At 71.9% G+C, this 26,852-nt stretch carries 23 protein-coding genes, 2 pseudogenes and 1 riboswitch; of the genes and pseudogenes, 11 read left to right on the forward strand and 14 right to left on the reverse strand.

What is annotated here, in order from left to right; translation table 11 throughout:
• Positions 1–407: 407 nt before the first annotated feature.
• Positions 408–3,185: an alpha/beta hydrolase family protein gene (locus LN251_RS39875; protein WP_458249027.1), complete on the forward strand. Its 2,778-nt coding sequence runs from the start codon at positions 408–410 to the stop codon at positions 3,183–3,185.
• A gap of 68 nt (positions 3,186–3,253) precedes the next feature.
• Here the strand turns inward: LN251_RS39875 and LN251_RS39880 are convergent, their stop codons facing one another.
• A complete protein-coding gene (locus LN251_RS39880) occupies positions 3,254–3,640 on the reverse strand; it encodes a PPOX class F420-dependent oxidoreductase (RefSeq protein ID WP_458249028.1) in 387 nt (128 codons plus the stop codon).
• A 75-nt stretch (positions 3,641–3,715) separates the two neighbouring features.
• Positions 3,716–4,900: a MalY/PatB family protein gene (locus LN251_RS39885; RefSeq protein ID WP_458249029.1), complete on the reverse strand. Its 1,185-nt coding sequence runs from the start codon at positions 4,898–4,900 to the stop codon at positions 3,716–3,718.
• A 25-nt stretch (positions 4,901–4,925) separates the two neighbouring features.
• Between LN251_RS39885 and LN251_RS39890 the strand changes: the two genes are divergently transcribed.
• The 3 genes from LN251_RS39890 (at position 4,926) to LN251_RS39900 (ending at position 8,303) form a co-directional block, all read left to right on the forward strand.
• On the forward strand, positions 4,926–5,924 hold the full coding sequence (locus tag LN251_RS39890) for a hypothetical protein (protein ID WP_458249030.1): 999 nt from the start codon (positions 4,926–4,928) through the stop codon (positions 5,922–5,924).
• A 54-nt stretch (positions 5,925–5,978) separates the two neighbouring features.
• A complete protein-coding gene (locus tag LN251_RS39895) occupies positions 5,979–6,809 on the forward strand; it encodes an SAM-dependent methyltransferase (protein WP_362990901.1) in 831 nt (276 codons plus the stop codon).
• 114 nt (positions 6,810–6,923) lie between these two features.
• A complete protein-coding gene (locus LN251_RS39900; protein ID WP_458249031.1) occupies positions 6,924–8,303 on the forward strand; it encodes a S1 family peptidase in 1,380 nt (459 codons plus the stop codon).
• A 208-nt stretch (positions 8,304–8,511) separates the two neighbouring features.
• Here the strand turns inward: LN251_RS39900 and LN251_RS39905 are convergent, their stop codons facing one another.
• Together LN251_RS39905 and LN251_RS39910 are read right to left on the reverse strand one after the other, a co-directional pair.
• Complete coding sequence (locus tag LN251_RS39905) at positions 8,512–8,697, reverse strand: hypothetical protein (RefSeq protein WP_058927971.1); 186 nt, start codon at positions 8,695–8,697, stop codon at positions 8,512–8,514.
• A 100-nt stretch (positions 8,698–8,797) separates the two neighbouring features.
• A complete protein-coding gene (locus LN251_RS39910; RefSeq protein ID WP_458249032.1) occupies positions 8,798–9,961 on the reverse strand; it encodes an ROK family protein in 1,164 nt (387 codons plus the stop codon).
• A gap of 163 nt (positions 9,962–10,124) precedes the next feature.
• Here LN251_RS39910 and LN251_RS39915 point away from each other — a divergent pair.
• Positions 10,125–11,325, forward strand: a pseudogene (locus tag LN251_RS39915) (Gfo/Idh/MocA family protein).
• Positions 11,326–11,350: 25 nt separating this feature from the next.
• On the opposite strand, the gene LN251_RS39920 reads toward LN251_RS39915, so the two are convergent.
• A complete protein-coding gene (locus LN251_RS39920) occupies positions 11,351–12,049 on the reverse strand; it encodes a L,D-transpeptidase family protein (protein WP_458249033.1) in 699 nt (232 codons plus the stop codon).
• A 146-nt stretch (positions 12,050–12,195) separates the two neighbouring features.
• Positions 12,196–12,993 (reverse strand): SDR family NAD(P)-dependent oxidoreductase, encoded by a 798-nt coding sequence (locus tag LN251_RS39925; protein ID WP_458249034.1) that lies wholly within the window; start codon positions 12,991–12,993, stop codon positions 12,196–12,198.
• 49 nt (positions 12,994–13,042) lie between these two features.
• Between LN251_RS39925 and LN251_RS39930 the strand changes: the two genes are divergently transcribed.
• On the forward strand, positions 13,043–13,579 hold the full coding sequence (locus tag LN251_RS39930; RefSeq protein WP_458249035.1) for a hypothetical protein: 537 nt from the start codon (positions 13,043–13,045) through the stop codon (positions 13,577–13,579).
• A gap of 2 nt (positions 13,580–13,581) precedes the next feature.
• Here LN251_RS39930 and LN251_RS39935 read toward each other — a convergent pair whose 3' ends face one another.
• The 3 genes from LN251_RS39935 to LN251_RS39945 all read right to left on the reverse strand — a co-directional run bounded on the left by LN251_RS39935 (position 13,582) and on the right by LN251_RS39945 (position 16,327).
• A complete protein-coding gene (locus LN251_RS39935; RefSeq protein ID WP_458249036.1) occupies positions 13,582–14,496 on the reverse strand; it encodes an SDR family oxidoreductase in 915 nt (304 codons plus the stop codon).
• Positions 14,497–14,612: 116 nt separating this feature from the next.
• Positions 14,613–15,242, reverse strand: coding sequence for an MBL fold metallo-hydrolase (locus tag LN251_RS39940; protein ID WP_458249037.1), 630 nt, complete (start codon positions 15,240–15,242; stop codon positions 14,613–14,615).
• Positions 15,242–16,327, reverse strand: coding sequence for an S-(hydroxymethyl)mycothiol dehydrogenase (locus LN251_RS39945; RefSeq protein ID WP_458249038.1), 1,086 nt, complete (start codon positions 16,325–16,327; stop codon positions 15,242–15,244). Before LN251_RS39945 ends, LN251_RS39940 begins: the two co-directional genes overlap by 1 nt.
• Positions 16,328–16,463: 136 nt before the next feature.
• Here LN251_RS39945 and LN251_RS39950 point away from each other — a divergent pair, with 136 nt between their 5' ends.
• A complete protein-coding gene (locus LN251_RS39950; RefSeq protein ID WP_458249039.1) occupies positions 16,464–18,218 on the forward strand; it encodes an ABC transporter ATP-binding protein in 1,755 nt (584 codons plus the stop codon).
• Between the two features lie 63 nt (positions 18,219–18,281).
• Here the strand turns inward: LN251_RS39950 and LN251_RS39955 are convergent, their stop codons facing one another.
• Positions 18,282–18,563, reverse strand: coding sequence for a hypothetical protein (locus LN251_RS39955; protein WP_458249040.1), 282 nt, complete (start codon positions 18,561–18,563; stop codon positions 18,282–18,284).
• Between the two features lie 171 nt (positions 18,564–18,734).
• Between LN251_RS39955 and LN251_RS39960 the strand changes: the two genes are divergently transcribed.
• Both LN251_RS39960 and LN251_RS39965 read left to right on the forward strand, forming a co-directional pair.
• Entirely contained in the window at positions 18,735–19,100 is a 366-nt protein-coding gene (locus LN251_RS39960) for a nuclear transport factor 2 family protein (protein ID WP_383679530.1), read from the forward strand.
• Between the two features lie 81 nt (positions 19,101–19,181).
• Positions 19,182–19,265, forward strand: a riboswitch (ZMP/ZTP riboswitch).
• Positions 19,266–19,285: 20 nt separating this feature from the next.
• Positions 19,286–20,135: pseudogene (locus tag LN251_RS39965) on the forward strand (bifunctional 5,10-methylenetetrahydrofolate dehydrogenase/5,10-methenyltetrahydrofolate cyclohydrolase).
• Here the strand turns inward: LN251_RS39965 and LN251_RS39970 are convergent.
• Positions 20,136–21,275 carry a CU044_5270 family protein gene (locus LN251_RS39970; protein ID WP_458249041.1) on the reverse strand — a complete coding sequence of 380 codons (1,140 nt, stop codon included), beginning with the start codon at positions 21,273–21,275 and terminating at the stop codon, positions 20,136–20,138.
• Positions 21,268–21,816 carry an RNA polymerase sigma factor gene (locus LN251_RS39975; protein WP_458249042.1) on the reverse strand — a complete coding sequence of 183 codons (549 nt, stop codon included), beginning with the start codon at positions 21,814–21,816 and terminating at the stop codon, positions 21,268–21,270. Before LN251_RS39975 ends, LN251_RS39970 begins: the two co-directional genes overlap by 8 nt.
• Before the next feature lie 48 nt (positions 21,817–21,864).
• On the opposite strand from LN251_RS39975, the gene ctaD reads away from it, so the two are divergent.
• Positions 21,865–23,538 (forward strand): aa3-type cytochrome oxidase subunit I, encoded by a 1,674-nt coding sequence (gene ctaD / locus LN251_RS39980; RefSeq protein WP_458249530.1) that lies wholly within the window; start codon positions 21,865–21,867, stop codon positions 23,536–23,538.
• On the forward strand, positions 23,535–23,864 hold the full coding sequence (locus LN251_RS39985; protein WP_458249043.1) for a hypothetical protein: 330 nt from the start codon (positions 23,535–23,537) through the stop codon (positions 23,862–23,864). Before ctaD ends, LN251_RS39985 begins: the two co-directional genes overlap by 4 nt.
• 4 nt (positions 23,865–23,868) lie before the next feature.
• Here LN251_RS39985 and LN251_RS39990 read toward each other — a convergent pair whose 3' ends face one another.
• Entirely contained in the window at positions 23,869–25,824 is a 1,956-nt protein-coding gene (locus LN251_RS39990) for an RICIN domain-containing protein (RefSeq protein WP_458249044.1), read from the reverse strand.
• Between the two features lie 191 nt (positions 25,825–26,015).
• Positions 26,016–26,678 carry a TetR/AcrR family transcriptional regulator gene (locus tag LN251_RS39995; protein ID WP_458249045.1) on the reverse strand — a complete coding sequence of 221 codons (663 nt, stop codon included), beginning with the start codon at positions 26,676–26,678 and terminating at the stop codon, positions 26,016–26,018.
• Positions 26,679–26,852: the final 174 nt, after the last annotated feature.

A 26,852-nucleotide genomic window follows, 5' to 3' on the forward strand; every position in this document is an offset into this window, starting at 1 on the left:
CGGCCGCGAGCCCCGGGGGAAGCGTCAGGGTGCCGTAGTGCTCCATCGCCGTCGTGCCCAGCGGCGCCGCCCCGGCCGGCCCGCGTCGACGGGCCGGACAGCGCGTCGAGCATACGGGGTCTCCCCCGCCGTGCGCCTCGCGCGCCCGGCCGAGCGGGCAGTGGGTCCTGTCCCGACGGACGCGGGTGCATGCCCGCCGCACGGCCTCGGCGTGAGCCACACGGACGCAGGTCTGCCGAAGCCCGCGGACGCATGCCCGCCCTACGGGTTTGGCCTGATCACACCACCGGCCCCCGTCACATCACCGGTCACAGGCAACCCACAGCTTCGTCTCCCCGTCCTCCGGGTCACGAGGTGCCCCGCCCGACCAACGGGGTGCCCGCGACCGGTACTTGAGGAGGAACACCTTGATCCGTGCCCGGCGAATAGGGGCGACCGCCGCGGTGGTGCTCGCGGTGGCGGGGGGATCGCCAGGACTGGCGCAGGCGGCACCGCCGCCCGCTGCCGGTCCGCACGCGGCGGTGACAGACGACGGCGGCCTCCCGCCCGGCTGGCGGATCGCCGGCCGTGGCGGGGAACGGCAGTTGGTGTGGCGCTCGGCCGCGCCCGTGCGCATGGGGGACGCGCGCGTCGACTTCTACGCGGGCGACCGGCTGCTCGGCCACCCGAAGGCCGCGCAGGACGGCCGCACCTTCCGGCTGGACCTCGAACGCATCCGCTCCGCAGGCGAGTTGAAGGTCCTCGAAGTCCGTGCCGGCGGGCGCGAACTGGACGCCGCCGGCCGCGCGAAGGCCCCCGGGACCCGGCCCGAGGCGGCGGCCCCGCAGCCGCCCGCGCCGCTTCCGGCGAACTCCGTGGACCCCGGCAAGCCGGGCCAGTACCGCACGGCCACCGGCGAGTACGACCTCGCCCCGGTCAAGCTGCCCGACTTCCCCCAGCCCGTCGAGATGAAGGCCGTGGTGGTCGCTCCCAAGGGCGCCACCGGCAGCCGGCCGCTCGCGCTGTTCCTGCACGGACGCCACGCGACCTGCTACAAGGGCAACGAGGCCGGCGGCGAATGGCCCTGCCCGGCGGGCACCAAGCCGATCCCCAGCTACCGCGGCTATCTGCGCGACCAGCGCCTGCTCGCGTCGCAGGGCTATGTGACCGTCTCCATCTCCGCCAACGGCGTCAACGGCCAGGACTGGGCGGCCGAGGACGGCGGGGCGCAGGCCCGCTCCTCCCTGATCCGGCAGCACCTGGCCCGCTGGGCCGACTGGGCCGCCCACCCCCGCACCGCCCCCGCGGTAGTGCGCCGGGCACCGAAGGCGGACCTGTCCCGGGTCCTGCTCGTCGGCCACTCGCGCGGCGGTGAGGGCGTGAACCGTGCCGCGATGGACAGCCTCTCTCCCCCGCCCGCCGCGCGGGACGGTTACCGCGGCCCGGTCCGCTGGCACATCCGGGGCACCGTGCTGATCGGACCGACGATCTTCGGCCAGAATCCGGTCGCGGACGTGCCGTCGGCGACGATCCTGCCGGGCTGCGACGGCGACGTCTCCGACCTGCAGGGCGAGGTCTACGTCGACGGCACCCGGGGCGTCAGCCGCGGCAAGGCGCTGCACAGCGCGGTGTACGTGATCGGCGCCGACCACAACTTCTTCAACTCCGAGTGGACTCCGGGGCAGTCCGAGGCCCCCTCGGAGGACGACTTCTACACCGACCCCCAGCACCCGGACCCGGTGTGCGCCCGGGGGACCGCGACCCGGCTGACCGCCGACCGGCAGCACAAGGCCGGCAGTGTCTACATCGCGGCGGCGGCCCGGCTGTTCGTCGCCGGTGACGACCGCGTACGCCCGCTGCTCGACGGCACGGGCCGGCGGGCGCCGTCGGCCGACCCGGCGCGGGTGCTGACGCACGCGGTCGGCGCCCACCGCGCCGGCGGCTTTCTGCCGGACGGCCCCCTGTCGGTGACCGGCGGACGGCTGTGCTCGGCCGTGGACCCGGACGTGCACGTGGCCTGCCTGGGGCCCGGTGCCAAGGGCGCCTCGCCGCACTTCGCGCAGTGGGAGACGGACCGCGAGGCCGGCCGTCGCGCCGTCGCGCTGAGCTGGTCGGCGGCCGGATCGGCGGTGCGGGTGCGCCCCGGCACCCCGGTCGGGCTCAAGGGCGGCAAGGACCTCGCGCTGCGGGTGATCGTGCCGCCGAACTCCACCGGCACCAAGCTGGACGTGTCCGTCACCGACACCCACGGCCGGCGGGCCACGCTCGGCCGCGTCCGGATCGACGGACTGCCGGGCACCGAACAGACCGCCTCCTACTGGGCGCGCGAGGTCCGTGTGCCGCTGACGGCCGCGACCCGGGCGGGTGTGGACCTGGGGCACGTCAAGTCCCTCGACCTGACGCCCCGTTCGACCAGGGGCAAGGCCTGGCTGATGGACGCCTGGGGCTGGCGCCCGGGCACCCCCGCGGTGCGGGAGGCCGCGCTGCCGCGCGTCGACGTCGGCCGGACGACGGTCAAGGAGGGCGACTCCGGTGTGCGCACCTACCGGGTGCCGGTGCGGGTGGCCGGGCAGGGCAGCGGCCAGGTCCGGGTGTACGTCGTGGACCCGGTCACCGGCCGGGCGAAGGACCGTCTGGTGACGGTGCGCCCGGGCGGCCACGACATCGACGTCCCCGTCCAGGTGAAGGGCAACACGCGCTTCTCGTACGACGTGCAGAACGACGTGCTGGTCAAGGCCGTGCACGGTGCCGTCATCGGCTCCTACCGGGGCGGGGTCACCGTGCAGAACGACGACCCGATGCCCGCGGTCTCCGTGACCCCGGTCGCGGACCGGGTGACCGAGGGCGGCGCCCTGAAGTGGAAGGTGTCGCTGTCGGCGGCCGCGGACGTGGACCTCGCGGAGTACTTCGTCGTCACGCCGGTGACCGGCGGCCCGGAGCTGTCCACGAAGGACGTCGATCCGCACTGGCTGGCGGACTCCTCCGGTGAGGAGCCCGATCCCGAGCGCCCGCTGTCCTCGATCAGGTACCTGGCCCTGGCGGCCGACGTCCCGGCCGGGAAGCTGACCGCTCAGGTGGAGCTGCCGACGGTCAAGGACCAGGTGGCGGAGCCGGCCGAGTCGGTGCGCTTCCAGCTCGCCGACGACAACGGCGACCCGCTGCCCGGCGGGCCGGTGCTCGCGGGCACGGTGGTCGACGCGCCGTAGGCCCGATCCACGGGTGACGGCCGCGCTGCCCCTTCCCTTGCCGAGGGGGCAGCGCGGCCGTACGCGTGTCAGGGCTTGAGGGTCACACGGATGCCGACGGTGCCGTCCTGGCCCCGGCGCAGCCGGCTGCCGAGGAGGGTGAGGCGGCCCACGATGCCGTACTTGCGGGCGATGAGGTCGCGGTAGCGGGCCACGGTCTTCCCGTCGGTGATCTCGGCGGTCGCCGGGATCTGCGCGCCGGTGGGGTGACCGCGCAGGTCACAGGGGCCGACGAGGACATCGCCGCGGGCCCGGATGCGCTTGACCTTCCAGGAGTCCGCGGTGGTCCACACGCCGAGGCCGTCCCCGTCGCGCACCACCCACACCGGGGTGGCGACGGGGGTGCCGTTCTTGCGGAAACTGGTGACCAGCAGATACTTGCCCTCGCTCAGCCGCTCCAGCGCCGTGTCGTCCATGACAGAAGTCTAGGCACCCCCGGGCGCGCGGAGAAGATCGGGAAGGCGCCGGCGGCCGGGCGGGCAGGCCGACCGTCATGGGCGCACGGCCGCCACCATCCGCCGTACCGCCTCCTCGATCACCTCCGGCGAGGTCGCCAGGTTCAGGCGTACGTGGCCCGCCCCGCCGTTCCCGAACGGGACCCCGGAGTTCAGGGCGACCCGGCCACGCTCCAGGAAGACCTCGGCCGGATCATCCTGGCCGAGGCCGAGTCCTCGGCAGTCGATCCAGGCCAGGTAGGTGGCTTCGCCCGGCCGGTGGCCGAGGTCGGGCAGGTGCGCGGCGAGCAGGTCGGCCAGCAGCCGCCGGTTGTCGTCGAGGCCGGCCAGCAGGGCGTCCAGCCAGGCGGTTCCGTCGCGCAGGGCGGCGGTGTGGGCGAGGACGCCGAGGTGGCTCGCTCCGTGGCCGGCCTCTTCCGGCATGCGGGCGAGGTCGGCGGCGGCCGTGGGGCCCGCGATCGCGAGCGCGGCCTTCAGACCGGCGAGGTTCCACGCCTTCGAGGCGGACATCAGGGACAGGCCGTTCTCCCCGCCGGGGACGCTCAGGTAGGGCACGAAGTCCACGTCGGCGGCGGTCAGCGGGGCGTGGATCTCGTCGGCGACCACGCGCACGCCGTACCGGTCGGCGAGGGCGGCGACGGCGGTCAGCTCGGCGGCGGTGTGCACGGTGCCGGTCGGGTTGTGCGGGCTGCACAGCAGGTAGGCCGCCCGGCGTCCGCCGGCGACCGCCTGCCGGAAGGTCTCCTCCAGGACATCGAGGTCGATGCGGTGGTCCGCGCCGAGCGGCGCCTGCAGGACCGGCCGGTCCATGTGGGCGACGAACGGGAAGAACGGCGGATAGACGGGCGTGTTCACGACCACCGGGTCCCCGGCCCGGCCGACCAGTTCGAGCATCTCGACCACGCCCAGCATCACGTCGGGCACGATCGCCGTGCGCTCCACGGCGAGGCCGTCCCAGCCCCACCGCTTCTCGGCGAAGGCGGCGAGCGCCTCGGCGTACCCGGTGCCGCAGGGGTAGCCGGTGTCGCCCAGGGCCAGGGCGTCGGTGACCGCGCGGACGACGGGTTCGGCGAGCGGCACGTCCATCTCGGCCACCCACAGCGGCAGCACGTCGGGCGGGTAGGTGCGCCACTTCATGCTGGTGCGGCGCCGCAGAACGTCGAGGGTGAGGGCGCGCAAAGGATTTGATGCACCGGGTGTGTCGTGCGCAATCCTGTTCATGGGGCACAAGATAGGGGGCTGTGGTGTGACCTGGAACGACCTGGAAGTCGGGTGCGACGAGTCGGGGTCGGACGGCGAGAACCTCACCGGCGGCAACACCGACGTGTTCGCGCACGCCAGTGTGCGGCTGCCGGTCGACGCCGCGGCCGGGTACCTGCGCGAGGTACGGGACCGGATCCGCTCGCCCGCCGAGGAGTACAAGGCCAACCACCTGCTGCGGGAGAAGCACCGGGCGGTGCTGGAGTGGCTGCTCGCCCCCGGAGGGCCGCTGCACGGGACGGCCCATGTGCACCTGACGGAGAAGGCGTTCTTCGTCGTGGACCGGGCCGCCGACCTGCTGCTCGGCGACGGCGGCGAGGCCCTGCCGCTGTACCGCGAGGGGCGGCGGACGCTCGGCGAGGAGCACTGGCGGGAGTTCCTCCAGGCGGCCAACCGGCTGTTGCGGGTGCGCAACGACGGGGAACCCTCCGAACCCGCCGAGCGGTTCTTCCGCACCGTCGACGCGCTGCGGCGGGCGCACGCGGGTACGCGCGCCGCGGCGGTGCTGGAACGGCTGGCGGCGGCGCGGCCCCGCGCGGACGCCTACCGCGCCCGGATCGACGCGGGGCCCACGCTCGTTCCGGTGCTCAACCCGCTGCTGCCCGCGATCGTCGCCACGGCCGCGTACTGGAGCGCGGGCGGCCGGCGCGTCCGCCTGGTGCACGACCGGCAGAACATGCTGACGCCGGAGCGCATCGCCTGGATCGAGGAGACCGCCCGGCGCTCCGGCGTCCGGCTTGCCGAGCTGCGACTCGTGGTCGCGCGGGAGGACCCGCGGGTGCAACTCGCCGACTTCCTCGCCGGGATCGCCCGCAAGATCGCCGACGACGCGCTCGGCGGTCGGGCGGACCCGGCGCTGACCGCGCTGCTGCGCCCGTACGTGGACGCGGCGTCGGTATGGGGCGACGACGTGGCGCGGGCGCTGCTCGGGGGCGCCGGTGCGACCTGCCCCGAACCCTCGGCAGACATCAACTCGGCCGTCTAGATTGCCTCTTGCAGTGCGCCCACCGCACCACCAGGCACTCCAGGAGCTGAGCCCGTGACGGAGAACCCGGCAGCCACCGACGATCCGGCCGCGGCCCTGCGCAGACGCATCGACACCCTGCGCCCGCACACGGCCCGGATCTGGAACTACTGGCTGGGCGGCGGGGACTACTACGAGGTCGACCGGGTGGCCGGCGACCGCATCCGTGAACTGCACCCGGGCATCGGCGAGTACGCCCGCGCCGACCGGCTCTTCCTCGGCCGCGCCGTGCGCCATCTCGTCACCGACACCGGGATCCGGCAGTTCCTCGACATCGGCACCGGGCTGCCCACCGCCGACAACACGCACGAGGTCGCCCAGCGGCTCGCCCCCGCGTCACGGATCGTCTACGTCGACAACGACCCGCTCGTCCTGGCCCACGCCCGCGCCCTGCTCACCAGCACGCCCGAGGGCCGCACCGACCACCTGGACGAGGACCTGCGCAACGTCGACGCGGTCCTGGAGCGCGCCGCCCGCACCCTGGACCTGAGCCGTCCCGTCGCCCTGCTGCTGCTCGGCGTGGTCATCTTCGTCGGCGACGACGAGGACCCGTACGGCATCGTGCGCAGGTTCATGGACGCTTTGCCGGCCGGCAGCCATCTGGTGCTGTCCCACACCGTCACGAGTCCGGCATTGCCGGAGGTGGACGAGGCGGTCAGGTTCTGGAACGAGCACGGCACCCCGAGGCTGACCCAGCGCACCCCGGAGGACGTGATCCGTTTCTTCGACGGGCTGGAGCTGCTGGAGCCGGGGGTGGTGACGTGCTCGCGCTGGCGGCCGGACACCCCGGACGGGAACGCGCCGGACGAGGTGGGGATCTACGGCGGGGTGGGCCGCAAACGCTAGAAGATCGTCCCCGCGCTGAACGCGCGCGCCTCCCGCCCCGTATGGGAAGAGGGTGCTCAACGACCGGAGTGCCTCGCGGCGTTGACGCCGCGCGTTCTGGTTCGGGAGCCATGCATGAGGCACGCACGACGACGGATCGTCCGGCGAGTGACGCGACTGGCGGCCGTCGGCGGACTCCTTGTGGGAGGCGCCATGGTGACGCAGGCCGCCATGGCGAGCGAACCGTCCGGCACCTCGGCCGTGCCGTTCGCCGCCGCGGACTCCGCCTCCGGCACCGGCGCGTCGCTGATCTCACGACTCGGCACCGCGCGCACGGCGGGCACGTGGATCGACTCGGCGGGGCGCACGGTCGTCGCCGTGACCGACGAGAAGGCCGCCGCCCAGGTGGAGCGGGCGGGCGCAAAGGCGAAGATGGTCGGCCACAGCATGAACGAGCTGAAGGCGGCCACCAGGACGCTGCGCGCGGCTCCCCGCGTGGCCGGGACCGCCTGGGTCATGGACTACCGGACGAACCGGATCGTGGTGCAGGCCGACAGCACCGTCTCGGCCTCCGACTGGTCGAGCATGACGAAGGTGGCCTCCGGGATCGGCGGCTTCGTCCAGATGCAGCGCACCCAGGGCACGTTCACCACCCGGCTCAACGGGGCGCAGCCGATCCTGTCCACGGGCGGGCGCTGCTCTGCGGGCTTCAACGTGACCAACGGGCAGAGCGACTTCATCCTCACCGCCGGGCACTGCGGGCCCAAGGGCTCGACGTGGTTCGCGGACAACCAGGGCAACCAGCAGCTCGGCACGACGGTTCAGTCGAACTTCCCCGGCAACGACTTCTCCCTGGTCCAGTACGCGAGCGGTTCGGCGGGCCAAGGCGCCGACATCGTCGCCATCGGCAACGGCAACGGCGTGCGCATCACGGGCGTGGCCGACGCCGCGGTGGGGCAGCGGGTGTTCCGCAGCGGCAGCACCAGCGGGCTGCACGACGGCGAGGTCAAAGGGCTGGACGCGACGGTCAACTACCCGGAGGGCACGGTGACCGGGCTGATCGAGACGAACGTGTGCGCCGAACCCGGCGACAGCGGCGGGCCGTTGTTCTCGGACGGCATCGCGCTGGGCGTGACCTCGGGAGGCAGCGGCGACTGCACGACGGGCGGCACGACGTTCTTCCAGCCGCTGACCAAGGCGATGCAGGCGCTCGGCGTCCAGCTGATCGTGTCCAAGCAGGCGGCCGCCGGTCAGGGCGGCTCGCCGACGCCGGCGCCGTCGGCGTCCTCGATGCACAGCTCGATCGCGCCGGGCGCCACCTCGCCCGGTTCCTCGGCACCCGCCACGGGCGCCGCCGGCGAGACCCTGCTGGCGCGGCTCACCGACCCGCAGAACATCGGCCCCGGCATGCTCGTGGTCGGCGGCAGCCTGATCGCCCTGGTGGCCACCCGCTACTTCCGCGAGGAACAGGACCGCAAGGCATACCGGCGCTACTACTCGGCGACCTGGAGCTAGGGGGCCGCTCCCGCTGCAGGCGACGGCGTCCGGGCTGTCGCCGAGGACGCGCTGACGGCGGCATGCCGGAACCGGCGGGAGGGGATCCCGCCGGAGTAGTCGACGATGCCGTGGAGGACGGCCGAGGCCAGTGCGAGGAGAGGGCCCATCGGACCGGGGTGCCCCGGTCCGGCGCCGGGATTCCCGGCGGACTGCGGTCAGGTGCGGCTCAGGCCGCCGGCACGGGCTGCGTGGCCGCGGCGGCCCACTCCAGCACGAGGCGCTGGTACTCCTCGCGCTGCTCGCCCGTCAGTGTCCCGCCGGACCGGAGCCACAGGGCCCGGATCTCCTCGTTGACCTCGGCCGCCGAGCGCTCGGAAGCCGGTTCAACAGTGGTGGACATGCTGTGAAGCATAGAGCCCCAAAGGTGAAGGCGCTGTGAGCAATAACGCAGGAAACGGGCATATCGGACCGTGTTGCTGATCACGTCCATCTGCCCGGCCCCACGGGGGAGTTCAGATGATCTCCGCCGCCCCGAGGACCAGCACCTGGATCGCCAGAACCGCGGCGCCACGGGCCCAGTCGTGAAAGTCGGACACCTTCGTCTCCAGGTCGACCGGGGCCGCACGCGGGTGGCGCCGGGCGTCGATCGTCCGCCGTACCGTGTCCCCCGCCACATCCATCAGCCCCACCCCCTCCCCGGCGAGCAGGATCTTCTGGGGCATCACGAAGTTGGAGATCTGGGCGAGCAGGACGCCGAGGGCGCGGGCCGCCTCGTCGACGACCCGGGCCGGCATGGGCTCACAGGCGCCGGCCTGGTCCAGGATCTCCTCGTAGGCCAGGTCGCACCCGGTGGCGGCGGCGACCTGATAGCGGATGTTGGGGATGGCCAGCAGGGAGACGGCGCTGCCGCGCTCGCCGGTCGGGGTGAGCGGGCCGTGGGGGTCGATGATCCAGTGGCGGCCGAAGCCGCGGTCCTCCTCGGCGTTCGGCACCCGCCTGCCGCCGAGGACGAGCCCGTAGCCGATGCCGGCGCCGATGGTCAGGACGACGAAGCGGTCGAGGCCGCGGCCGGCGCCGAACCAGGTCTCGGCCTCCACCAGCGCGGCGACGTCGTTCTCGACCACGACCGGCAGCCCCGTCCGCTCCTCCACGAGATCGGCGAGCGGGACGTCGTTCCAGCGCAGAAAGAGCGACTCCGCCACCACGGAACGGCCCTCCACCAGGCCGCCCACGCCGATGCCGATGCCGGCCGGGCCCGGATGGGCGGCGGCGAGCTCGTCGGCCATCTCGGCGAGGAGATCGGCGACTTCATCGGGGTCGTGCGTGGTCAGCGGGCGGTCGTGGCGCGCGACGATGTCGCTGCGCAGGGTGGTGACGACGCCGTAGACCATGTCCTCGGTGACCTTGAAGCCGATGAAGGAGCGGGACTCCGCGACGACGTCGAGCGGCTGCGAGGGGCGCCCCTGGCGCACCTCCGGCGGCGTGCCCGCCTCGGCGACCTCGACCAGCAGCCCCGACTCGATCAGGGGCTTGGTCAGCCGGGTGAGACTGCCCGCGGACAGGTCCAGGCGACGGGCGAGCTCGGTGCGCGACAGCGGGCCGTTGACGAGCACCTCGATCGCCACCGAGCGCTCTCCTGGACTCAGCGGAAGCCAGCTCGCGGCACCTGTGGTCATGGAGGTCATACTCCCCCATCCATTTTTTTCGTCATGAAATCAATCTCTTGGGATCTTAGTCGGCCGGGCGGCTCATAAGAGAAAAAGGCGCAGCTCTTGACGTCTCGATTCTTCCACGACGAAAGTAAGTGGACCGCTTCGACCAGTGAAGGGCAAGTCCTCCATGACGTTCTCGCTCGGCATCGTCGGCGCCGGCCAGTTCTCCGGCCAGTTCGCCACGCTGTTCCAGGCCCACCCCGGCGTCAGCGACGTCTACGTCACCGACCTCCTGCCCGACCGGGCCGAACGACTCGCCGCCGCGCAGGGGCTGGCGGGCACCTTCCCCTCGTACCAGGCGATGCTGGAGTCGGAGGGCCGTCGACGCGGTCGCCGTCTTCACCCAGCGCTGGACACACGGACCGCTGGTCCTGCAGGGCCTGAACGCGGGCAAGCACGTGTACTCGGCGGTCCCCATGGCGATCACCACCGAGGAGATCGCCGCCATCATCGACGCGGTCCGGGCGACCGGGCTGACGTACATGATGGGCGAGACCAGCCAGTACAACCCGGCGACCGTGCACGCCCGCAACCAGATCGCCGAGGGCGCCTTCGGGCGGCTCTTCTACGCCGAGGGCGACTACGTCCACGACATGGATCTCGGGTTCTACGACGCGTACCGGTACAGCGGGGGCGAGAACTGGAAGCAGACCGCCAGCTACCCCCCGCTGCTGTACCCGACGCACTCGGTGGGCGGGGTGCTCGGCGCCTGGCAGACGCACGCGGTGAGCGTGTCGGCGCTCGGTGTCGTCGACGAGCGCGGCGACGGCGTCTTCGACAAGGACGTCAGCCAGTTCGGCAACGACTTCTCCAACGCCACCGCGCTGTTCGAGGTGGCGGGCGGGGGCTCGTTCCGTACGAACGAGTTCCGGCGGGTGGGCTACCCCTCCCACATCCGGGAGTCGCGTTTCCGGTTCTTCGGCACGGAGGCGAGCATGGAGCAGCTCGCCACGGTGGCGCTGTGGCAGGACAAGAAGGGCGTGCAGGACATCAGCGTGCTGCTGGAGCCCAAGCCCACCCTGTCACCCGACGACCCCTCGCTGCGGCACATCGCGCCGGAGCTGCGGGCCGCCTTCACGTCCGGTTCGGCCCCCGTGCACGACCGGGCGCGGCTGCCCAGGGTCTTCGACCACCTGCACAACGGTCACGAGGGCAGCCACCACTTCCTCGTCGACGACTTCGTCACGGCCGTCAACACCCGGTCGCTGCCGCCGGTGAACGCGTGGGTGGCGGCCCGCTACACCCTGCCGGGCATCGTCGCGCACGAGTCCGCGCGGCAGGGCGGAATCCGGCTGGAGATACCGGACTTCGGGGACGCCCCGCAGTAGCGGGACGCCGGGGCCGGGTGCCGGCTCAGGTGCCCGGCTTGCGGCCGTAGACGAAGACGTCGTCGCCCGTCTTCAGCAGCGACCAGTACTTCTTGGCGGTCGTCGGGGTCATGTTGACGCAGCCGTGCGAGCCCGGCGGGTTCCACATGCTGAGGTTCACCGAGTGGAAGGCCTGGCCGCCGTCGAAGAACTGGCTGTAGGGCATCGGCACGTTGTAGATGTTCGAGACGTGGTCGATGTCACGCCAGTAGATCTTCTTCAGCCCGGTGCGGGTCTCGTAGCCGTCACGGCCGGTGCGGACCGGGACCGGGCCGTAGACGAGCCTGCTGCCGTCCTGGATCCAGCTGAGCTGGAGCGTGAGGTTCACGCAGGCGATGCGGCCCTTGTTCGTCGGGCACTTGCCGTCCTTGTTGGGGTTGTTCCCGACGGCCTTCTGCTTGTTCATGAGATCCATCACGCCCCAGGTGACGGACCCGGCGTAGCCGATGTTCGGCGTGATGCCGTGCTTGGTCTGGAATGCCTTGATGGCCTTGCAGTCACTGGTGGACTGCTTGCCGTCGACCGGCAGGCCGAGGAACTTCTCCACCTGCTTCTGGTACGGGCCGGTCGAGGTGGTGCAGCTCGTGGACGCCTGGGCCGATCCGCTGCCCAGAACGAGTGTGAGCGGTGCCACCAGTCCGGTGATCCCGAGTACGACGGCTGCCCGTCTGCGTATGTCCCCCATGGCCGGCCTTGCCTCTCGTGTGGTGTGGTCTTCTGATTCGTGGTGTCTGCAAGCTAGACCGGCGTGCCCAGCGATCGGTTGCAGGGATCGCCCACGATGCGACGAAACGGTGACATTCGCAGTGCCCCAGCTCACAGGGTGAGTTCTCAGACATCCCGATGCTGCCCGGTCGCCCGCAGGAACCCCGTGTTGACGGCGGTGAGACCGCCGTCGACCGTGAGCGCGGTCCCGGTGATCCAGGACGCGTCGCGCGAGGCGAGGAAGGCGACGGCGGCGGCGATGTCCTCCGGCTCACCGACCCGGCCGAGCGGGTACAGCGTACGCATCGCGTGCAGCTCCTCGTCCCGGCCCTCCCAGGCGGAGGTGCGCACTGTGCCCGGCATCACGAGGTTGACGCGCACGCCCCGGGCCGCGACGTGCGCGGCCATGGTGCGGGTGAGGGAGATCAGGCCCGCCTTGGCCGCGCTGTAGGCGTGGTTGCCGAAGTCCTGCACGGCGTTCACCGAGCCGATGGTGACGATGGCGCCGCGGCCGGAGGCGGCCAGGTGCGGCAGGGCGGCCCGGCAGCACCGGTAGGCGCCGGTGAGGGTGATGTCGAGGTCGCGCGCCCACCCTTCGTCGGTGCCGTCCTCGAACAGCGGGGTGTCCGGGGTGCAGTGCGCCGCGCAGTTCACCAGGACGTCCAACGCGCCGAAGGTGTCGACGGCGTGGGCGACGGCCGCCTGCACCGCCACCCGGTCGCCGACGTTGCACGCCAACGCGTCGGTGTGCAGGCCCTGTTCGCGCAGCGCCGTCGCGGTCCTCGCGGCCTCGGAGCCGTCCGTGTCGGTCAGCAGGACGCTCGCGCCCTCCTCGGCCAGCCGCCGGGCGATCGCGGCGCCGATGCCACGGGCGGCGCCGGTGACCAGAACTCCGTGTCCGGCGAAGCGCTGTGAGTCAGCCATGGGCCGAACCTACTCCCGGAACGATCTCCGGGGCAGATAGCGTGCGCGCATGTCCGTGTTCCTGCAGCAACTCCCCGCGCTGATCGGCGTGGTGATCGGCGCGCTCGGCTCGTACCTGGCCGTGGTGCGCGGTGATCAGGCCCGGTTCCGGCGGGAGCGGGAAGCCCGTTGGGAGGAGCGGCGGCTTGCGGTCTACGCCGACTACGCACGGGTGCTGAAGACGGCTGTCACGCTGGCCTACCGGGTGGCGTCCCATCTCGGCAACGACCCGCACCCCCACCCCCTGTCAGCCGAGGAGGCGGCTCCGCTGATCGCCGAGGCCACGACGGCCCGCGACCCGGCCGGGGAGTCGCTGCTCCTGCTGGGCAGCCCGGAGGTGGTGGAGAGCGCGCGCGACTGGGTCATCTGCGTGATGGAGATGGAACGGTTCCTGCGCGAGGAGACCCGCGATCCGGCGGCCTGGCAGGCACTGCTGGAACGGCAGCGGACCGGGCGGCGGGCGTACTACGCGGCGGTGCGGCGGGACCTGGCCCTGCCACCCGGTCACTCCGCGCGCTGGCCGCTGCCGCCCGCGCCGCACCCCTGATCTCAGCGGTAGCCGGTGGTGTCCGCCGGCTTGCCCGCGTCCTGGACGTCGACGAGATAGCGCCAGGCGTCCGGCCGGCTGCCGTCGAGGTCGGTGAATCCGTAGACCTGCGCGAGCCCGCCGCTGGAGAGGGACGCGCCGTTCCAGCGCGAGACGTCCGGGTCGGCGGCCAGGGCGGCGACGGCGCGACCCACGTAGCGCGGGGTCTCCGAGATCGCGAAGTGGGGGACGTCGGCGAGGGCGTCACGCCAGTTGTCCTCGCGGACGCCGAAGTGGTCGAGCATGATCTCCGACCGCATCCAGCCGGGCGTCAGCGCGACGGCGGTGGCGCCGCGCGGGCCGAGTTCGTGGCCGAGGGCGAAGGCCATGCGCAGGACGGACGCCTTGGCAAGATCGTAGAAGAAGGAGACGCGGTAGGTGTCGCGGTTGTACTCGGCGGTGCCGTCGGTGACCTCCACCACCAGCCCGCCGGGCCGGCGCAGCAGCAGGGGCAGGGCGTGGTGGCTGGTGATCGCGTGGGTCTCGACCGCGAGCCGCAGCAGCCTCAGGCCCTTGTCCAGGTCGTGCTCCCAGACCGGGGCGTTCCACTCGAAGAGGGTCTCGCCGCCCCAGATGTCGTTGACGAGGACGTCGGGGCGGCCCTGTTCTCCGGCGATCCGGTCGACGAGGTCGCGGACCTGGACGGGGTCGAGGTGGTCGGTGGGTACGGCGATGCCTCGGCCGCCGGCCGCGGTGACCAGGTCGGCGGTGTCCTCGACGGTCTCGGGGCGGTCGTACTCGGAGCGCCGTGCGCGGGTGCTGCGTCCGGTGACGTAGACGGTGGCACCGGCGGCGCCGAGTTCCACCGCGATCCCGCGTCCGGCTCCGCGGGTCGCCCCGGCGACGAGCGCGACCTTTCCCTCGAGTGCTGCGGACATGTCCGGCCTCCCGTTTCCCTCGGTTGTCGTCACGGTTCGAGGGTGCCGGGGAAGCCGGACATCTTCTGTCGCCTTTTGTCGCCGGGTCCGGTGATCACCTGGTCGGCGCAGGGGGCTCAGTGGCCGCGGTCGATCCAGTCCTGGAGGTGGGGCGCCTCGGCGCCGATGGTGGTCGGGTCGCCGTGGCCGGTGAGGACCCTGGTCTCGGGCGGCAGGGTGAGCAGCCGGTCGCGGATGGAGTCGATGATCGTAGGGAAGTGGGACCAGGAGCGGCCGGTGGCGCCGGGGCCGCCCTGGAAGAGCGTGTCGCCGGTGAAGACGACTCCCAGTCCGGGGTCGTGCAGGCACACGGCGCCCGGCGCGTGCCCGGGGGTGTGCAGCACGGTGAGGTCGGCTCCGGCGGCCTCGATGACCTGGCCGTCGACCAGATGCGCGTCGGGGTCGCGATGGGGGTGGGTCTGCTTCCACAGGGGCAGGTCGTCGGGGTGCAGCCAGATGGTGGCGCCGGTGCGGTCGGCGAGTTCGGGCGCGGCGTCGATGTGGTCGTTGTGGGCGTGGGTGCACACGATCGCGGTCAGCCGCCGTTCGCCCACCGCGGCGAGGATGGCGTCGGCGTCGTGCGCGGCGTCGATGACGACGACCTCGCGGTCGTCGCCGACGAGCCACACGTTGTTGTCGACGTCCCAGGTGCCCCCGTCGAGGCTGAACTGCCCTGAGGTGACGAGGTGTTCGATGCGGGCGGCCATCACAGCACCACCACCGAGCGCAGCACGTCGCCGCCGTGCATCCGCTCGAACGCCTTCTCCACCTCGTCCAGTCGGATCGTCTCGGTGACGAACTCGTCGAGCGGCAGGCGTCCTTGGAGGTGCAGGTCGATGAGCATGGGGAAGTCGCGGGAGGGCAGGCAGTCGCCGTACCAGGACGACTTCAGCGACCCGCCCCGGCCGAAGACGTCCAGCAGCGGCAGCTCCAGCTTCATCTCCGGCGTGGGCACGCCGACCAGCACGACCGTGCCGGCCAGGTCACGGGCGTAGAAGGCCTGCTTGTACGTCTCCGGGCGCCCGACCGCCTCGATCACCACGTCCGCGCCGAAGCCGCCGGTCAGCTCGCGGATCGCCTCGACGGCGTCGTTCTCCTTGGAGTTGACGGTGTGGGTGGCGCCCAGCTTCTTCGCGGTGGTCAGTTTCCGGTCGTCGATGTCCACGGCGATGATCTTCGCCGCGCCGGCCAGCCGGGAGCCGGCGATCGCCGCGTCCCCGACGCCGCCGCAGCCGATGACGGCGACGGTGTCGCCGCGGCCCACGTTGCCGGTGTTGATCGCCGCGCCGATGCCCGCCATCACACCGCAACCCAACAGACCGGCCACCTGCGCGGAGACCGCCGGGTCGACCTTGGTGCACTGCCCCGCGGCGACCAGGGTCTTCTCCGCGAACGCGCCGATGCCGAGCGCCGGGGACAACTCGGTGCCGTCGGTCAGCGTCATCTTCTGCTTCGCGTTGTGGGTGTTGAAGCAGTACCAGGGACGGCCCCTCAGACAGGCCCGGCACTGCCCGCACACCGCACGCCAGTTGAGGATCACGAAGTCACCGGGCGCCACGTCGGAGACGCCCTCCCCCACCGACTCCACGATGCCCGCCGCCTCGTGCCCGAGCAGGAACGGGAAGTCGTCGCTGATGCCGCCCTGTTTGTAGTGCAGGTCGGTGTGGCACACCCCGCACGCCTGCACCTGGACGACCGCCTCACCGGGACCGGGATCGGGCACGACGATCGTCTCCACCCGCACCGGCTCGTCCTTGCCCGGTGCGATCACGCCCCGTACTTCCTGCGCCATGGTGCTGAACCCTTCCTTTCGCCGGTGTCCGTCCTTTCGACCCTAGAGGTGACTGATCGGTAACGGCGGCGGCGCCCCGCGCCCGGCGACGCGGCCGACGTAGCCTGAATGCTCCACCCTTCGCGCGAGGAGCCCCGTGAGCATCGCAACCACCGAGACCCCACCGGCCGCCTGGCGGCTGCTCATCGGTTACGTCCGGCCGCATCGGTGGGCCCTGCTGACCGGCGCGTTGCTGTCGCTGCTCACGGGCGCCACCGGGCTGCTGCTGCCGCTGGTGGCGAAGGGACTCATCGACGACCTGTCCCACGACCGGGCCATCACCGGCGCGTTGCTCGCCATGTCCGCGCTCGTCATCGCCAACGCGGCCCTGGGCGGGCTCGGTTCGTACGTGCTGCGGCGCACCGCGGAGTCGGTGGTCCTCGGCGCGCGGCGCGCGTTGTCGTCGTATCTGCTGCGGCTGCGGATCACGGCGGTGGACCGCAGCGAGCCCGGCGATCTGATGGCGCGCATCACCTCGGACACGACACTGCTGCGCGAGGTCACCACCGACTCCCTGGTGGGCCTCGGCACCGGCGGGCTCACCCTCGTCGCGACCGTGGTGATGATGGGACTCGTCGACCCCGTGCTGCTGGGCGTCACGCTGGCCGTGATCGCGGGCGCGGGCACGGTCCTCGGGGTGATCGTGCCCCGCATCAACCGGGCCAGCCGGCGGGCGCAGGACGCGGTCGGAGTGATGGGTGCCTCGCTGGAGCGCATCCTCGGCGCGCTGCGCACGGTGAAGGCCTCCGGTGCCGAGCACCGTGAGGAACGGACGCTGCACGAGGCGGCCGAGGAGTCGTGGCGGCAGAGCGTGAGCGCCGCCAAGTGGTCGGCGGCCGCGGGCAACACGGCCGGTCTGGCGATGCAGATCGCCTTCATCACCGTCCTGGCGGTGGGCGGGGCACGCGTGGCGACCGGGGCGATCGAGGTGGGCACGCTGGTGGCGTTCCTGCTGTACGTCTTCTACCTGATCTCCCCGATCCAGCAGGTGGTCGGCGCGATCACCCAGTACCAGACGGGCGCGGCCGCCCTGGCCCGCATCCAGGAGGCGCTGAGCCTGCCGTCCGAACCCGCGGACCGGCCCGCTCCGTTGCCGTCGCCCGGCGCGGAACCGGCCGCCCTCGCCTTCGACGACGTCCGCTTCCGGTACGCCGACGACCTGCCGTACGTGCACCACGGGGTGTCGTTCCGCGTGCCCCCGCGCGGCATGACGGCGTTCGTCGGTCCGTCCGGCGCGGGCAAGACGACGGTCTTCTCGCTCATCGAGCGGTTCTACGACCCCGAGTCCGGGACGATCTCCCTGGACGGCCGCCCGCTCGCCGACTGGGAGCTGCCGCGGCTGCGGTCGGCGATCGGCTATGTGGAGCAGGACGCGCCGGTCCTGTCGGGTTCACTGCGGGACAACCTGCTGCTGGGCAACCCGGAGGCGGACGACGACGCCGTGGCGCGCGTGGTGAAGACGACCCGTCTCGACGGGCTGGTCTCCCGCCTGCCGCAGGGCCTGGAGACGCTGGTGGGGCACCGCGGCACCAAGCTCTCCGGTGGTGAGCGCCAGCGGGTGGCCATCGCCCGCGCGCTGCTGCGCCGTCCCCGCCTGCTGCTGCTCGACGAGGCCACTTCGCAGCTGGACGCGGTCAACGAGGCGGCGCTGCGCGACACCGTCGCGGACGTCGCCCGCACGACGACGGTCCTGGTCGTCGCCCACCGGCTGTCGACGGTGACGATGGCGGACCGGATCGTCGTCATGGACGCGGGCCGGGTGCGTGCCGTGGGCACCCATCGCGAACTCGTCGCCTCGGACCCGCTGTACGCGGAGCTCGCGGCGACCCAGTTCCTGGCGACGGCCGGGTGAGGTCGGGGTCCCCGCACACAGCGAGGGTCGCCCGGATCGGGCGGCCCTCGGTCGGTCAGCGGCTCAGTGGATGGCGCCGAGGAGCGGGAGCAGGGGGGCTGCCAGGTCGGTGACCTGGTGCAGCTGGTTGAGGTCGTTCAGCCGCTGCAGCTGCTCGGACGGCCGGGGCATCTCGCCCACGTGCTTCGCCGGCACGTCGCTCGCCGCGAGCGAGTCGAGCGTGGCCATCGGGCTGATCCGGCCCGGGTTCGGAACGGCCGGGGCCGCGCCCGCCATCGGCGCGGCGAGGCCCGTGATCCCCGCGGCGAGACCAACGGCGGCGGCGATACGTCGTGTTGAGATCATGGTTTCAGCAACGGCCGCGGACGCCGGCCGGACACGGGCGCACCGCCCCGCTCACCCGTCAGGCGCATCGCACCCCTGCGCTTGCCGAGCCTGCCGGGGCGGAGGAGTCTCGAAGGTGAGGTGCTGCGCGGCCCGCTCCGCACAGGGCCGCGGCTCTCGGAGGAGGTCACCATGGGCACCGCGGCAAGCTCCACCTTCAACGCCGAGACACTGCGCAAGGGCGTCGAAGGACACACGGCGACAGATCTTCTGTCCCTCTACGCGGACGACGCGCAAGTACGCATCGTGGACCGCAACAGTCAGCCGAGCCGGCCCAGGGTCCTGCGCGGGCGCGACGAGATCGGCGCCCTCTTCCAGGACATCTACAGCCGGGACATGACGCACAAGGTCGACCAGTGCATCATCCAGGGCGACCACGCCGCGTACAGCCAGTCCTGCCGGTACTCGGACGGCACCCGGGTGCTCGCCGAGTCGATGATCACGCTGCGCGACGGGAAGATCGCCGAGGAGATCCTGATCCAGGCCTGGGACGAGTAGGAGGAGAGAGGCCGGGTTCCGGGCGCCCGCCGTGGGCGGTCCCGGTCTTCGGTCTGTCCGGGCCGGCCTCGGGTCAGGCTGTCGGCGGGCCGTGACTGGCGCTGAGGTGGAGCACCACCGGGGAGCGGCTCCGCGGAGTCGATGCCGTGCGCCTGGGCGATCCGTCACCGGCCCAGGAGTGGATCATGACCCAGGCCCGGCTCATGGAGGGCACGGCGCTCGCCCGCCGTATCGTCGAGGACACCGCCGAGCGCGCCGCCGACCTCACCGGGCGCACCGGTGCGGCGCCCTGCCTCGCGACGGTACTGGTCGGCGAGGACCCGGCCTCCGTCACGTACGTCCGGATGAAGCAGAACCGCTGCCGCAAGGCCGGCATCGCGTCCCGGCATGTGGCCCTGCCGGCCGCCACGACCACCGGGGAACTCGTCGCCGCTCTGCGCGCGTTGTCCGACGACCCCGCCGTGCACGGCATCCTGCTGCGGCACCCGGTCGGCGAACGCATCGACGAGCGGGCCGCGTTCGAGGCGATCGCGCCGGAGAAGGACGTCGACGGCGTCACCTTCGCGTCCTTCGCGACGATGAGCTTCGGCCTGCCGGGATTCGTCTCCTGCACCCCCGGCGGGATCATGCGGCTGCTCGAGGGAGTACGACGTCGATCCGGCCGGCAGGCGGGCGGTCGTCGTGGGTCGCAGTGCCATCCTCGGCAAGCCGGTCGGCATGCTGCTGCTCGGCCGCGACGCGACGGTGACCTACTGCCACTCGCGTACCCGCGAGCTGTCGTCCGTGGTCCGGGAGGGGGACATCGTGGTGGCCGCGGTGGGCCGGCCGCGGCTGATCCGCGGCGAGGACATCAGGCCGGGTGCCGTGGTCGTCTGCGCCGGGTACAACGCGGGCAACGTCGGCGACGTCGACTTCGACTCCGCCGCCGAGCGCGCCTCCCTCATCACGCCGGTGCCGGGCGGTGTCGGCCCGATGACGATCGCCACACTGCTGGAGCAGACCGTCGACGCCGCCGCCCGGCAGCTCGGGGTGTGATCAGCGCATCCAGGCGCTGTACGACATCACGTCGCCGGCCTTGACGCCGTACGCGGGATCGGCCCGGACGAAGACGCTCTCCAGGCCGAGCACGGCGCCGGTGACCGGGTCCATCACCAGCATCCGGCGCAGGCCCCGGCCCTCGTAGACGTACGCCTGGCCGCGCCGCCCGAGCCGGTCGGTCACCTGCCCGGCCGGGTGCAGGCCCCCGGTGTCCGCCAGCAGCGCCGCGAGGGTCGCGTTCTCGCGGGCGCCGAGGGTCCAGTGGTCGAGCAACACCTCCACCGCGTCGAGGAGTTCGGGGGTGGTGGGTGCGGCGGTGTGCAGGTACGCGGCCTCGCTCAGGTAGCCGCGCAGGCGGGCGACGTCGTGCGGCGGGGTCGACTCCGGCGGGGCGTCGCTCCAGCTCGGCGGGTAGGTCCGGCGGCTGATCACATGGCCGTCCGGCACCGGGCGGGCGCCGCCACCGTCGCTGAGGACGGGCCGGCCGGGGTGGCGCGGGTCGGTCGCGACGACGAGTTCGGTGTGGCTGCCGTCCGCCCGCCAGCGCACGACGCGTTCCTCGGGCAGGGTGATCGGCGGCGCGTCCTCGCTCATGCCGAGGCTCCACGACTGCACGTGGCTGCCCTTGCGCAGACTCGGCGAGCCGTCGGCCGCGGCCGCCCGCGCCCGCCCGGCCAGCACCTTCAGCGGTACGGGGGTGGAGCCGGCCTGCACGACGAGCGGACGGGGCGCGGCGACGGCGGGCGGCGTGCCGGGGCCGGTGAGCACGAGGGCGAGCGTCACGACGGTCACGACGAGGGCGGCCGTGAGACCCCAGGCGGCCTTGGCCGGCCGGCTACCGAGAACAAGAGGCGCGGACCGCCCCCAGGGGACCTTCCCCCGGCTGCCCCGGACGGGACCACGCGTCCGCCGCCCGCTCTCACCGCGGCGCTCGCCGTCGGACGGGAGGCCCCGGGGCGGCCCGGCACGCCGGCCCCGGCCGGGGAGAGGCGCCGACCGCCGGCCTTCGCTCCGCCCGCCGTCCAGCAGGTCCGTCAGATGCCGCTCCGCCCGGTGGTCCAAGGGGCCGTCACAGAAACGCGGTGCGTCGGCCGGTACGGGGTTGGCGTGGCGCAGGAGTTCGAGTTCGTCAGCCATGGCGGTGCTCCTTCGTGGCGGTCCCTCCGTCGGCGAGAGCGGGGCGCATACGGTCGATCTCGGCGCGCAGCCGGCGCCTGGCGCGGTGCAGCCGCATCGCGGCCGCCCGGGTGCCGCAGCCGAGCGCGACGGCGAGATCGTCGACGCCCAGTTCCTCCCAGGCCGTCAGGCGAAGGACCTCCTGGTCGGCCTCGGAGAGCCGGCCCAGCGCGTCGTGCACCCAGGCGCCCGGCGCTTCGGCGTCGGGGCTGTCCACGATCTGCCGGCCGTGCGCGGTCTCGTCGTTGCCCAGCCGGTCCAGCAGCCTGCGCCGGCGCCCGTGTCCGCGTACCGCGTTGGCCAGACAGTTGCGTGCCACGCCGTACAGCCACGGCAGCGGGGACGCCGGCAGGTCGGCACGGCGCCGCCAGGCCACCGTGAACACCTCCGCCACCACTTCCTCCACCTCGCCGGTCCGCCCGCTCAGTCGACGTGCGACATAACGGCTGACCGCCCAGTAGTGCTCGCGATAGGCAGCGGCGAAGATCTCGTCGTTGCTCATGTTCGGTTCGTGTCCGGCACCTTCGGGATCGTCACACCCTTTTCCGTGATGCTCGTCGCGTCCGGCGCGTGTGACGGCGCGGGCCGGTGCGGACACAGGCGGGTCGTGAGGAACCTCAAGAGCATCAAGTGGCTGACGACCACCGACCACAAGACGATCGGCACGCTGTACCTGGTCACGTCGTTCGCGTTCTTCCTGATCGGTGGGGTGATGGCGCTGCTGATGCGCGCCGAGCTCGCCCGCCCCGGTCTGCAGATCATGACGAACGAGCAGTTCAACCAGGCGTTCACGATGCACGGCACGATCATGCTGCTGATGTTCGCGACGCCGCTGTTCGCCGGCTTCACGAACTGGATCATGCCGCTGCAGATCGGCGCCCCGGACGTGGCCTTCCCCCGGCTGAACATGTTCGCCTACTGGCTGTACCTGTTCGGCTCGACGATCGCGGTGGGCGGCTTCCTGACCCCGCAGGGCGCGGCCGACTTCGGCTGGTTCGCCTACTCCCCGCTGTCGGACGCGGTCCGCTCGCCGGGCGTCGGCGCCGACATGTGGATCATGGGTCTGGCCTTCTCCGGCTTCGGCACCATCCTCGGCGCGGTCAACTTCATCACCACGATCATCTGCATGCGCGCGCCGGGCATGACAATGTTCCGCATGCCGATCTTCGTGTGGAACGTGCTGCTGACCGCGGTGCTGGTCCTGCTCGCCTTCCCCGTGCTCGCCGCCGCGCTGTTCGCGCTGGAGGCGGATCGGAAGTTCGGGGCACACGTCTTCGACTCGGCCAACGGCGGAGCCTTGCTCTGGCAGCACCTCTTCTGGTTCTTCGGCCATCCAGAGGTGTACATCATCGCGCTGCCGTTCTTCGGCATCATCTCCGAGGTCATCCCGGTCTTCTCCCGCAAGCCGATGTTCGGCTACATGGGCCTGATCGGCGCGACCATCGCCATCGCGGGCCTGTCGGTGACGGTGTGGGCGCACCACATGTACGTCACCGGCGGTGTGCTGCTGCCGTTCTTCTCGTTCATGACGTTCCTCATCGCGGTCCCGACCGGTGTGAAGTTCTTCAACTGGATCGGCACGATGTGGAAGGGGTCCTTGAGTTTCGAGACCCCGATGCTGTGGGCGACCGGCTTCCTCATCACCTTCACCTTCGGCGGCCTGACCGGCGTGATGCTCGCGTCCCCGCCGATCGACCTCCACGTCTCGGACAGCTATTTCGTCGTCGCCCATTTCCACTACGTCGTCTTCGGCACGGTCGTCTTCGCGATGTTCGCGGGATTCCACTTCTGGTGGCCGAAGTTCACGGGGAAGATGCTCGACGAACGGCTCGGCAAAGTCACCTTCTGGACGCTGTTCACCGGTTTCCACGGCACGTTCCTGGTGCAGCACTGGCTGGGCGCCGAGGGCATGCAGCGGCGCATTCCCGACTATCTCGCGGTCGAGGGGCTCAGCACGCTGAACACGGTGTCGTCGATCTTCTCGTTCCTGCTGGGCATGTCGTTCCTGCCCTTCTTCTACAACGTGTGGAAGACGGCGAAGTACGGCGAGAAGGTGAAGGTGGACGACCCGTGGGGCTACGGCCGTTCGCTGGAGTGGGCGACCTCCTGCCCACCCCCGCGCCACAACTTCGTGCGGCTCCCCCGCATCCGCAGCGAATCCCCGGCGTTCGACCTTCACCACGGCCAGGATGCCGCGCCGGAGCGGGAGTTGACGACGTCATGAGGGGCGAGGACGCGCGCGTGCTGGTCAACGAGGTCGAGGGGCACCTGCTGATCGCCGCCGCCCGTAGGGACGGCCGCGCGGCAGCCGCACGCTTCACCGCCCCCTTCGACTGGCTGACCCGGGCTCAACGGGACGAGATCGAGCGGCGCTTCGAGGCGGAGTACCTCGCACTCGCCCGCTCCTCATGGGAGCACACGGCCGAGCGGGCCCACGCGCTGCGGGGCGAGTACGAGGAGACCTACCGCGGACTGCGGCGCCGCCTGCTGGCCGGCTGGCTGCTGGCGTGCGCCGCGGCCGTGGCCGTGCTGGGGGCGCGGCTGCTGTAGCGGGCTAGTTCAGCGTCCACTTCTGGTTGTCGCCGCCGTTGCAGCTCCACAGGACCAGCGGCGTCCCGTTCGCGGTGCCGTTGCCGTACCCGTCCAGGCACAGCCCGGCGTTGACGTTGGTGATCGTGCCGTCGCCGTCGACGTTCCACTTCTGGTTGTTCTGGCCGTTGCAGTCCCAGATGACGACCTTGGTGCCGTTGGCCGTGCCGAGGTCGTAGGCGTCCAGGCACTTGTCGCCGTAGAGGAGGAGTTCCTTGCGGGAGGTGTACGTCCAAGCCTGGTTCTGGCCGCCGTTGCAGTCCCACACCTCCGCCTGGGTGCCGTTGGTGATCGTGTTGTCGTAGATGTCGAGGCAGCGGCCGGACTGCCTGCCGACGACCTGGTTGCCGTTCGCGCCGGGCAGCGGGCGGACCGTGATGCCGGACAGCGCCGGCGCCCCGGAGAAGGCGAGGGTGTTCGAGGAGCCCTTGGCCAGGCCGGCCATGACGGAGATCGTGCCCTGCGCGGAGCCGGTGGGCGGGAAGGAGACCGTCGTCGCGCCCTGTCCGTCGACCGTGAGGGTGGCGGTGCGGGCCGTGGAGGTGTCGTTGGTGTAGGTGACGTCCACGACCTTGATCCCGGTGCTGCCGGCGGCCACGCCGGAGAAGCTCGACGTGCCCGTGTAGGTGCTGCTCGACGCCTCCGTGCCGCCGGTGACGGTGAGCATCACCGAGCCGCCCGCCGGGACACTCGCCGTGTAGCCGGTGCCGTACGTGCCGAGGTCCGCGCGCGCCCACGGGTCCCGCACCCTCGCGGACGCGTCGGTCAGGCCCAGGTCGGCCCAGCGGACGGTGACGTTCCGCGCGGAGGACGTGCGGTTGAGCAGGACGACGGCGCGGTTGCCGGTGCCGGCGAGGACCTTGCCGTACACCTGCAGTCCGCTGGTGTCCTCGGCGACCTTGACGCCCTGGAGGCCGCGCGGGTCCTGGTCGACGGCGATGACCTCGGGGTTCTTCAGGATGGCGGCGGTCTCCGTCGTCATCGTGGCGAGGTTGTTGCCGGCGAGGAGGGGTGCGCCGGAGACCGCCCACAGGTTCATGTGGGTGCGGTTCTGGGCGGCGGTGAAGCCGTCCATGCCGACCATCAGCATGTCCGGGTCGTTGTAGAAGCCGGTGTGCTGCGCGAGCGGGTGCAGGGTCTGGTCGAAGTTGGACAGCAGGTTCGTCATCGACGGCGCGTTGCCGTAGTAGACGATGTCCGTGCTGGTGCGCCACATCGGTGCCTGGCCCGGCGCCCAGTTCCAGGGGTTCTGCTTGCCCCAGTTGCATACGGACAGGGTCAGTGGGCGGCCGGTGGTCGCCGCCGCCTTCGCCACCGCGCCGCTGATCGCCTTGTACGTCGTCGCCGCGTCGAGTCCTTCGGCGTCGCCGCCGCACCAGTCGACCTTGACGAAGTCGAAGCCCCACTCGGAGAACCGCAGCATGTCCTGGTCGTAGTGGCCCTCGCTGCCGCTGCCCGGGGCGGCGGGCCGGCCCGTCGGGTAGTAGTAGCCGCAGCCGTCCTTGCCGGCGTCGGTGTAGATGCCGGCCTTGAGGCCCTTGCTGTGGATGTAGTCGGCGACGGCGCTCATGCCGCCGGGCCACTCACCGGTGTCGACGGTGATGTCGCCGGCGCTGTCGCGGGTGCCCTGCCACCAGCCCTCGTCGATGTTGATGTACCGGTAGCCGGCCGCCGGGAGGCCCGCGGCGACGAAGGCGTCCACCTGCTGCTTGATGACGTTGTAGTCGATCTTGGCGGCGAAGCTGTTCCAGGAGGCCCAGCCCATCGGGGCGGTGGGCACGGGTATCTGACGGCTCGTAGCGGCCTGTGCGGGGGCGGGTGCGGCGAACAGCAGGGCGGCGGTCACCGTCAGGGCGAGCGCGAGGAGGCGTGCGGCGGCGGCTCTGAGGCGCCGGACCGTCGTGCGCGGTGGGGGATGCATGCGGCTCCTTCAGCGGGGCGGGCTCCGAGAGGATGTCTATTCGACATGTCGAACACAGATCGGTGAGTCGAACAGGCTGCGGCCGAAGGTAGGGCTCCGGTTGCGTGGAAGTCAACGGCTGCGGCAGACGTCAACCGGCCGTCCGGGCACGGTCGTTCGGCCCGGGCGCATCGACGCGCCGGGCCCGGACCTCATCCGACGGCGGGCTCCCACCCTTGCGGCCGCAGGATGCCCAGAAGCTGCCGCACCAGTTCGTCCACCACCTCGTCCAGGGTCGCGTCCACCCATCCAGCGCTCCAGTCGTGCAGCAGGCCGTTGACGCTGCCGATGAAGGCTGTCGCGGCGAGGCGGTAGTCGCGCGGCGCCGCCTCTCCGCGCGCGACCAGCGTCTCGGCCTCGGCGCAGATGAGGTCGACCCAGTGGGCGCGGCGGGCCAGGCGCTGCTCCTCCAGGCGCGGACTGACGCCGATGATCTCGACGAAGGCGATCCGGATGCGGCGGTGGTCGCTGGTGATGTTCGCGGCGTAGGCGCGGAAGAGCGCGGTCACACGCTCGGCGATCGTCCGGTCCCGGGACTCGGCGAGCGCGGCCACCACCGCTTCCTCGGCCCAGCCGTTGACCTGCAGATGGAGGGCGGCCAGTACGTCCTCCAGGGTGCGGAACTCCTCGTAGAACTGCCGGGTGGACAGCCCGGCGGCCTCGCTGAGCGCCGCCACCGTCGTGGCCCGGTAGCCGGGGTCGGCGCCGAACAGCTCGAGAGCGGCGTCCAGGAATCTGCCGCGCCGCTCGGCCTGCCGCTGAGCGGCGGTCTTGCCGCCGTACCGCCCGGTCGGTGCCTTGAGCCTCCCCGTCACGGGACCTCCCTGTCGAGTGATCCCTTGATTTTGTCGTGTACGCAGTCTTGTGGAGAAGGCCACCCCTTCCTTACTTTCCAGTAAGTAAGAGTCTGAACGCCGTTGTTTTCAGATTCCGCGAGCCGTCTTCATTTGGCATGCCCCTGTCGCCACGTCATCCAGAGGAGGGAGCAG

Source organism: Streptomyces sp. MAI_2237 (assembly GCF_054189285.1).

What these genes read in the sequence shown, in the direction of transcription:
- LN251_RS39905 (WP_058927971.1), bottom strand. Translation starts at nt 8,697, where the DNA reads ATGCTTCACAGCATGTCCACCACTGTTGAACCGGCTTCCGAGCGCTCG.
- LN251_RS39935 (WP_458249036.1), bottom strand. Translation starts at nt 14,496, where the DNA reads ATGTCCGCAGCACTCGAGGGAAAGGTCGCGCTCGTCGCCGGGGCGACC.
- LN251_RS39955 (WP_458249040.1), bottom strand. Translation starts at nt 18,563, where the DNA reads ATGATCTCAACACGACGTATCGCCGCCGCCGTTGGTCTCGCCGCGGGG.
- LN251_RS39970 (WP_458249041.1), bottom strand. Translation starts at nt 21,275, where the DNA reads ATGGCTGACGAACTCGAACTCCTGCGCCACGCCAACCCCGTACCGGCC.
- LN251_RS39885 (WP_458249029.1), bottom strand. Translation starts at nt 4,900, where the DNA reads ATGAACAGGATTGCGCACGACACACCCGGTGCATCAAATCCTTTGCGC.
- LN251_RS39930 (WP_458249035.1), top strand. Translation starts at nt 13,043, where the DNA reads ATGTCCGTGTTCCTGCAGCAACTCCCCGCGCTGATCGGCGTGGTGATC.
- LN251_RS39880 (WP_458249028.1), bottom strand. Translation starts at nt 3,640, where the DNA reads ATGGACGACACGGCGCTGGAGCGGCTGAGCGAGGGCAAGTATCTGCTG.
- LN251_RS39910 (WP_458249032.1), bottom strand. Translation starts at nt 9,961, where the DNA reads ATGACCACAGGTGCCGCGAGCTGGCTTCCGCTGAGTCCAGGAGAGCGC.
- LN251_RS39990 (WP_458249044.1), bottom strand. Translation starts at nt 25,824, where the DNA reads ATGCATCCCCCACCGCGCACGACGGTCCGGCGCCTCAGAGCCGCCGCC.
- LN251_RS39975 (WP_458249042.1), bottom strand. Translation starts at nt 21,816, where the DNA reads ATGAGCAACGACGAGATCTTCGCCGCTGCCTATCGCGAGCACTACTGG.
- LN251_RS39925 (WP_458249034.1), bottom strand. Translation starts at nt 12,993, where the DNA reads ATGGCTGACTCACAGCGCTTCGCCGGACACGGAGTTCTGGTCACCGGC.
- ctaD (WP_458249530.1), top strand. Translation starts at nt 21,865, where the DNA reads ATGCTCGTCGCGTCCGGCGCGTGTGACGGCGCGGGCCGGTGCGGACAC.
- LN251_RS39985 (WP_458249043.1), top strand. Translation starts at nt 23,535, where the DNA reads ATGAGGGGCGAGGACGCGCGCGTGCTGGTCAACGAGGTCGAGGGGCAC.
- LN251_RS39945 (WP_458249038.1), bottom strand. Translation starts at nt 16,327, where the DNA reads ATGGCGCAGGAAGTACGGGGCGTGATCGCACCGGGCAAGGACGAGCCG.
- LN251_RS39900 (WP_458249031.1), top strand. Translation starts at nt 6,924, where the DNA reads ATGAGGCACGCACGACGACGGATCGTCCGGCGAGTGACGCGACTGGCG.
- LN251_RS39940 (WP_458249037.1), bottom strand. Translation starts at nt 15,242, where the DNA reads ATGGCCGCCCGCATCGAACACCTCGTCACCTCAGGGCAGTTCAGCCTC.
- LN251_RS39960 (WP_383679530.1), top strand. Translation starts at nt 18,735, where the DNA reads ATGGGCACCGCGGCAAGCTCCACCTTCAACGCCGAGACACTGCGCAAG.
- LN251_RS39920 (WP_458249033.1), bottom strand. Translation starts at nt 12,049, where the DNA reads ATGGGGGACATACGCAGACGGGCAGCCGTCGTACTCGGGATCACCGGA.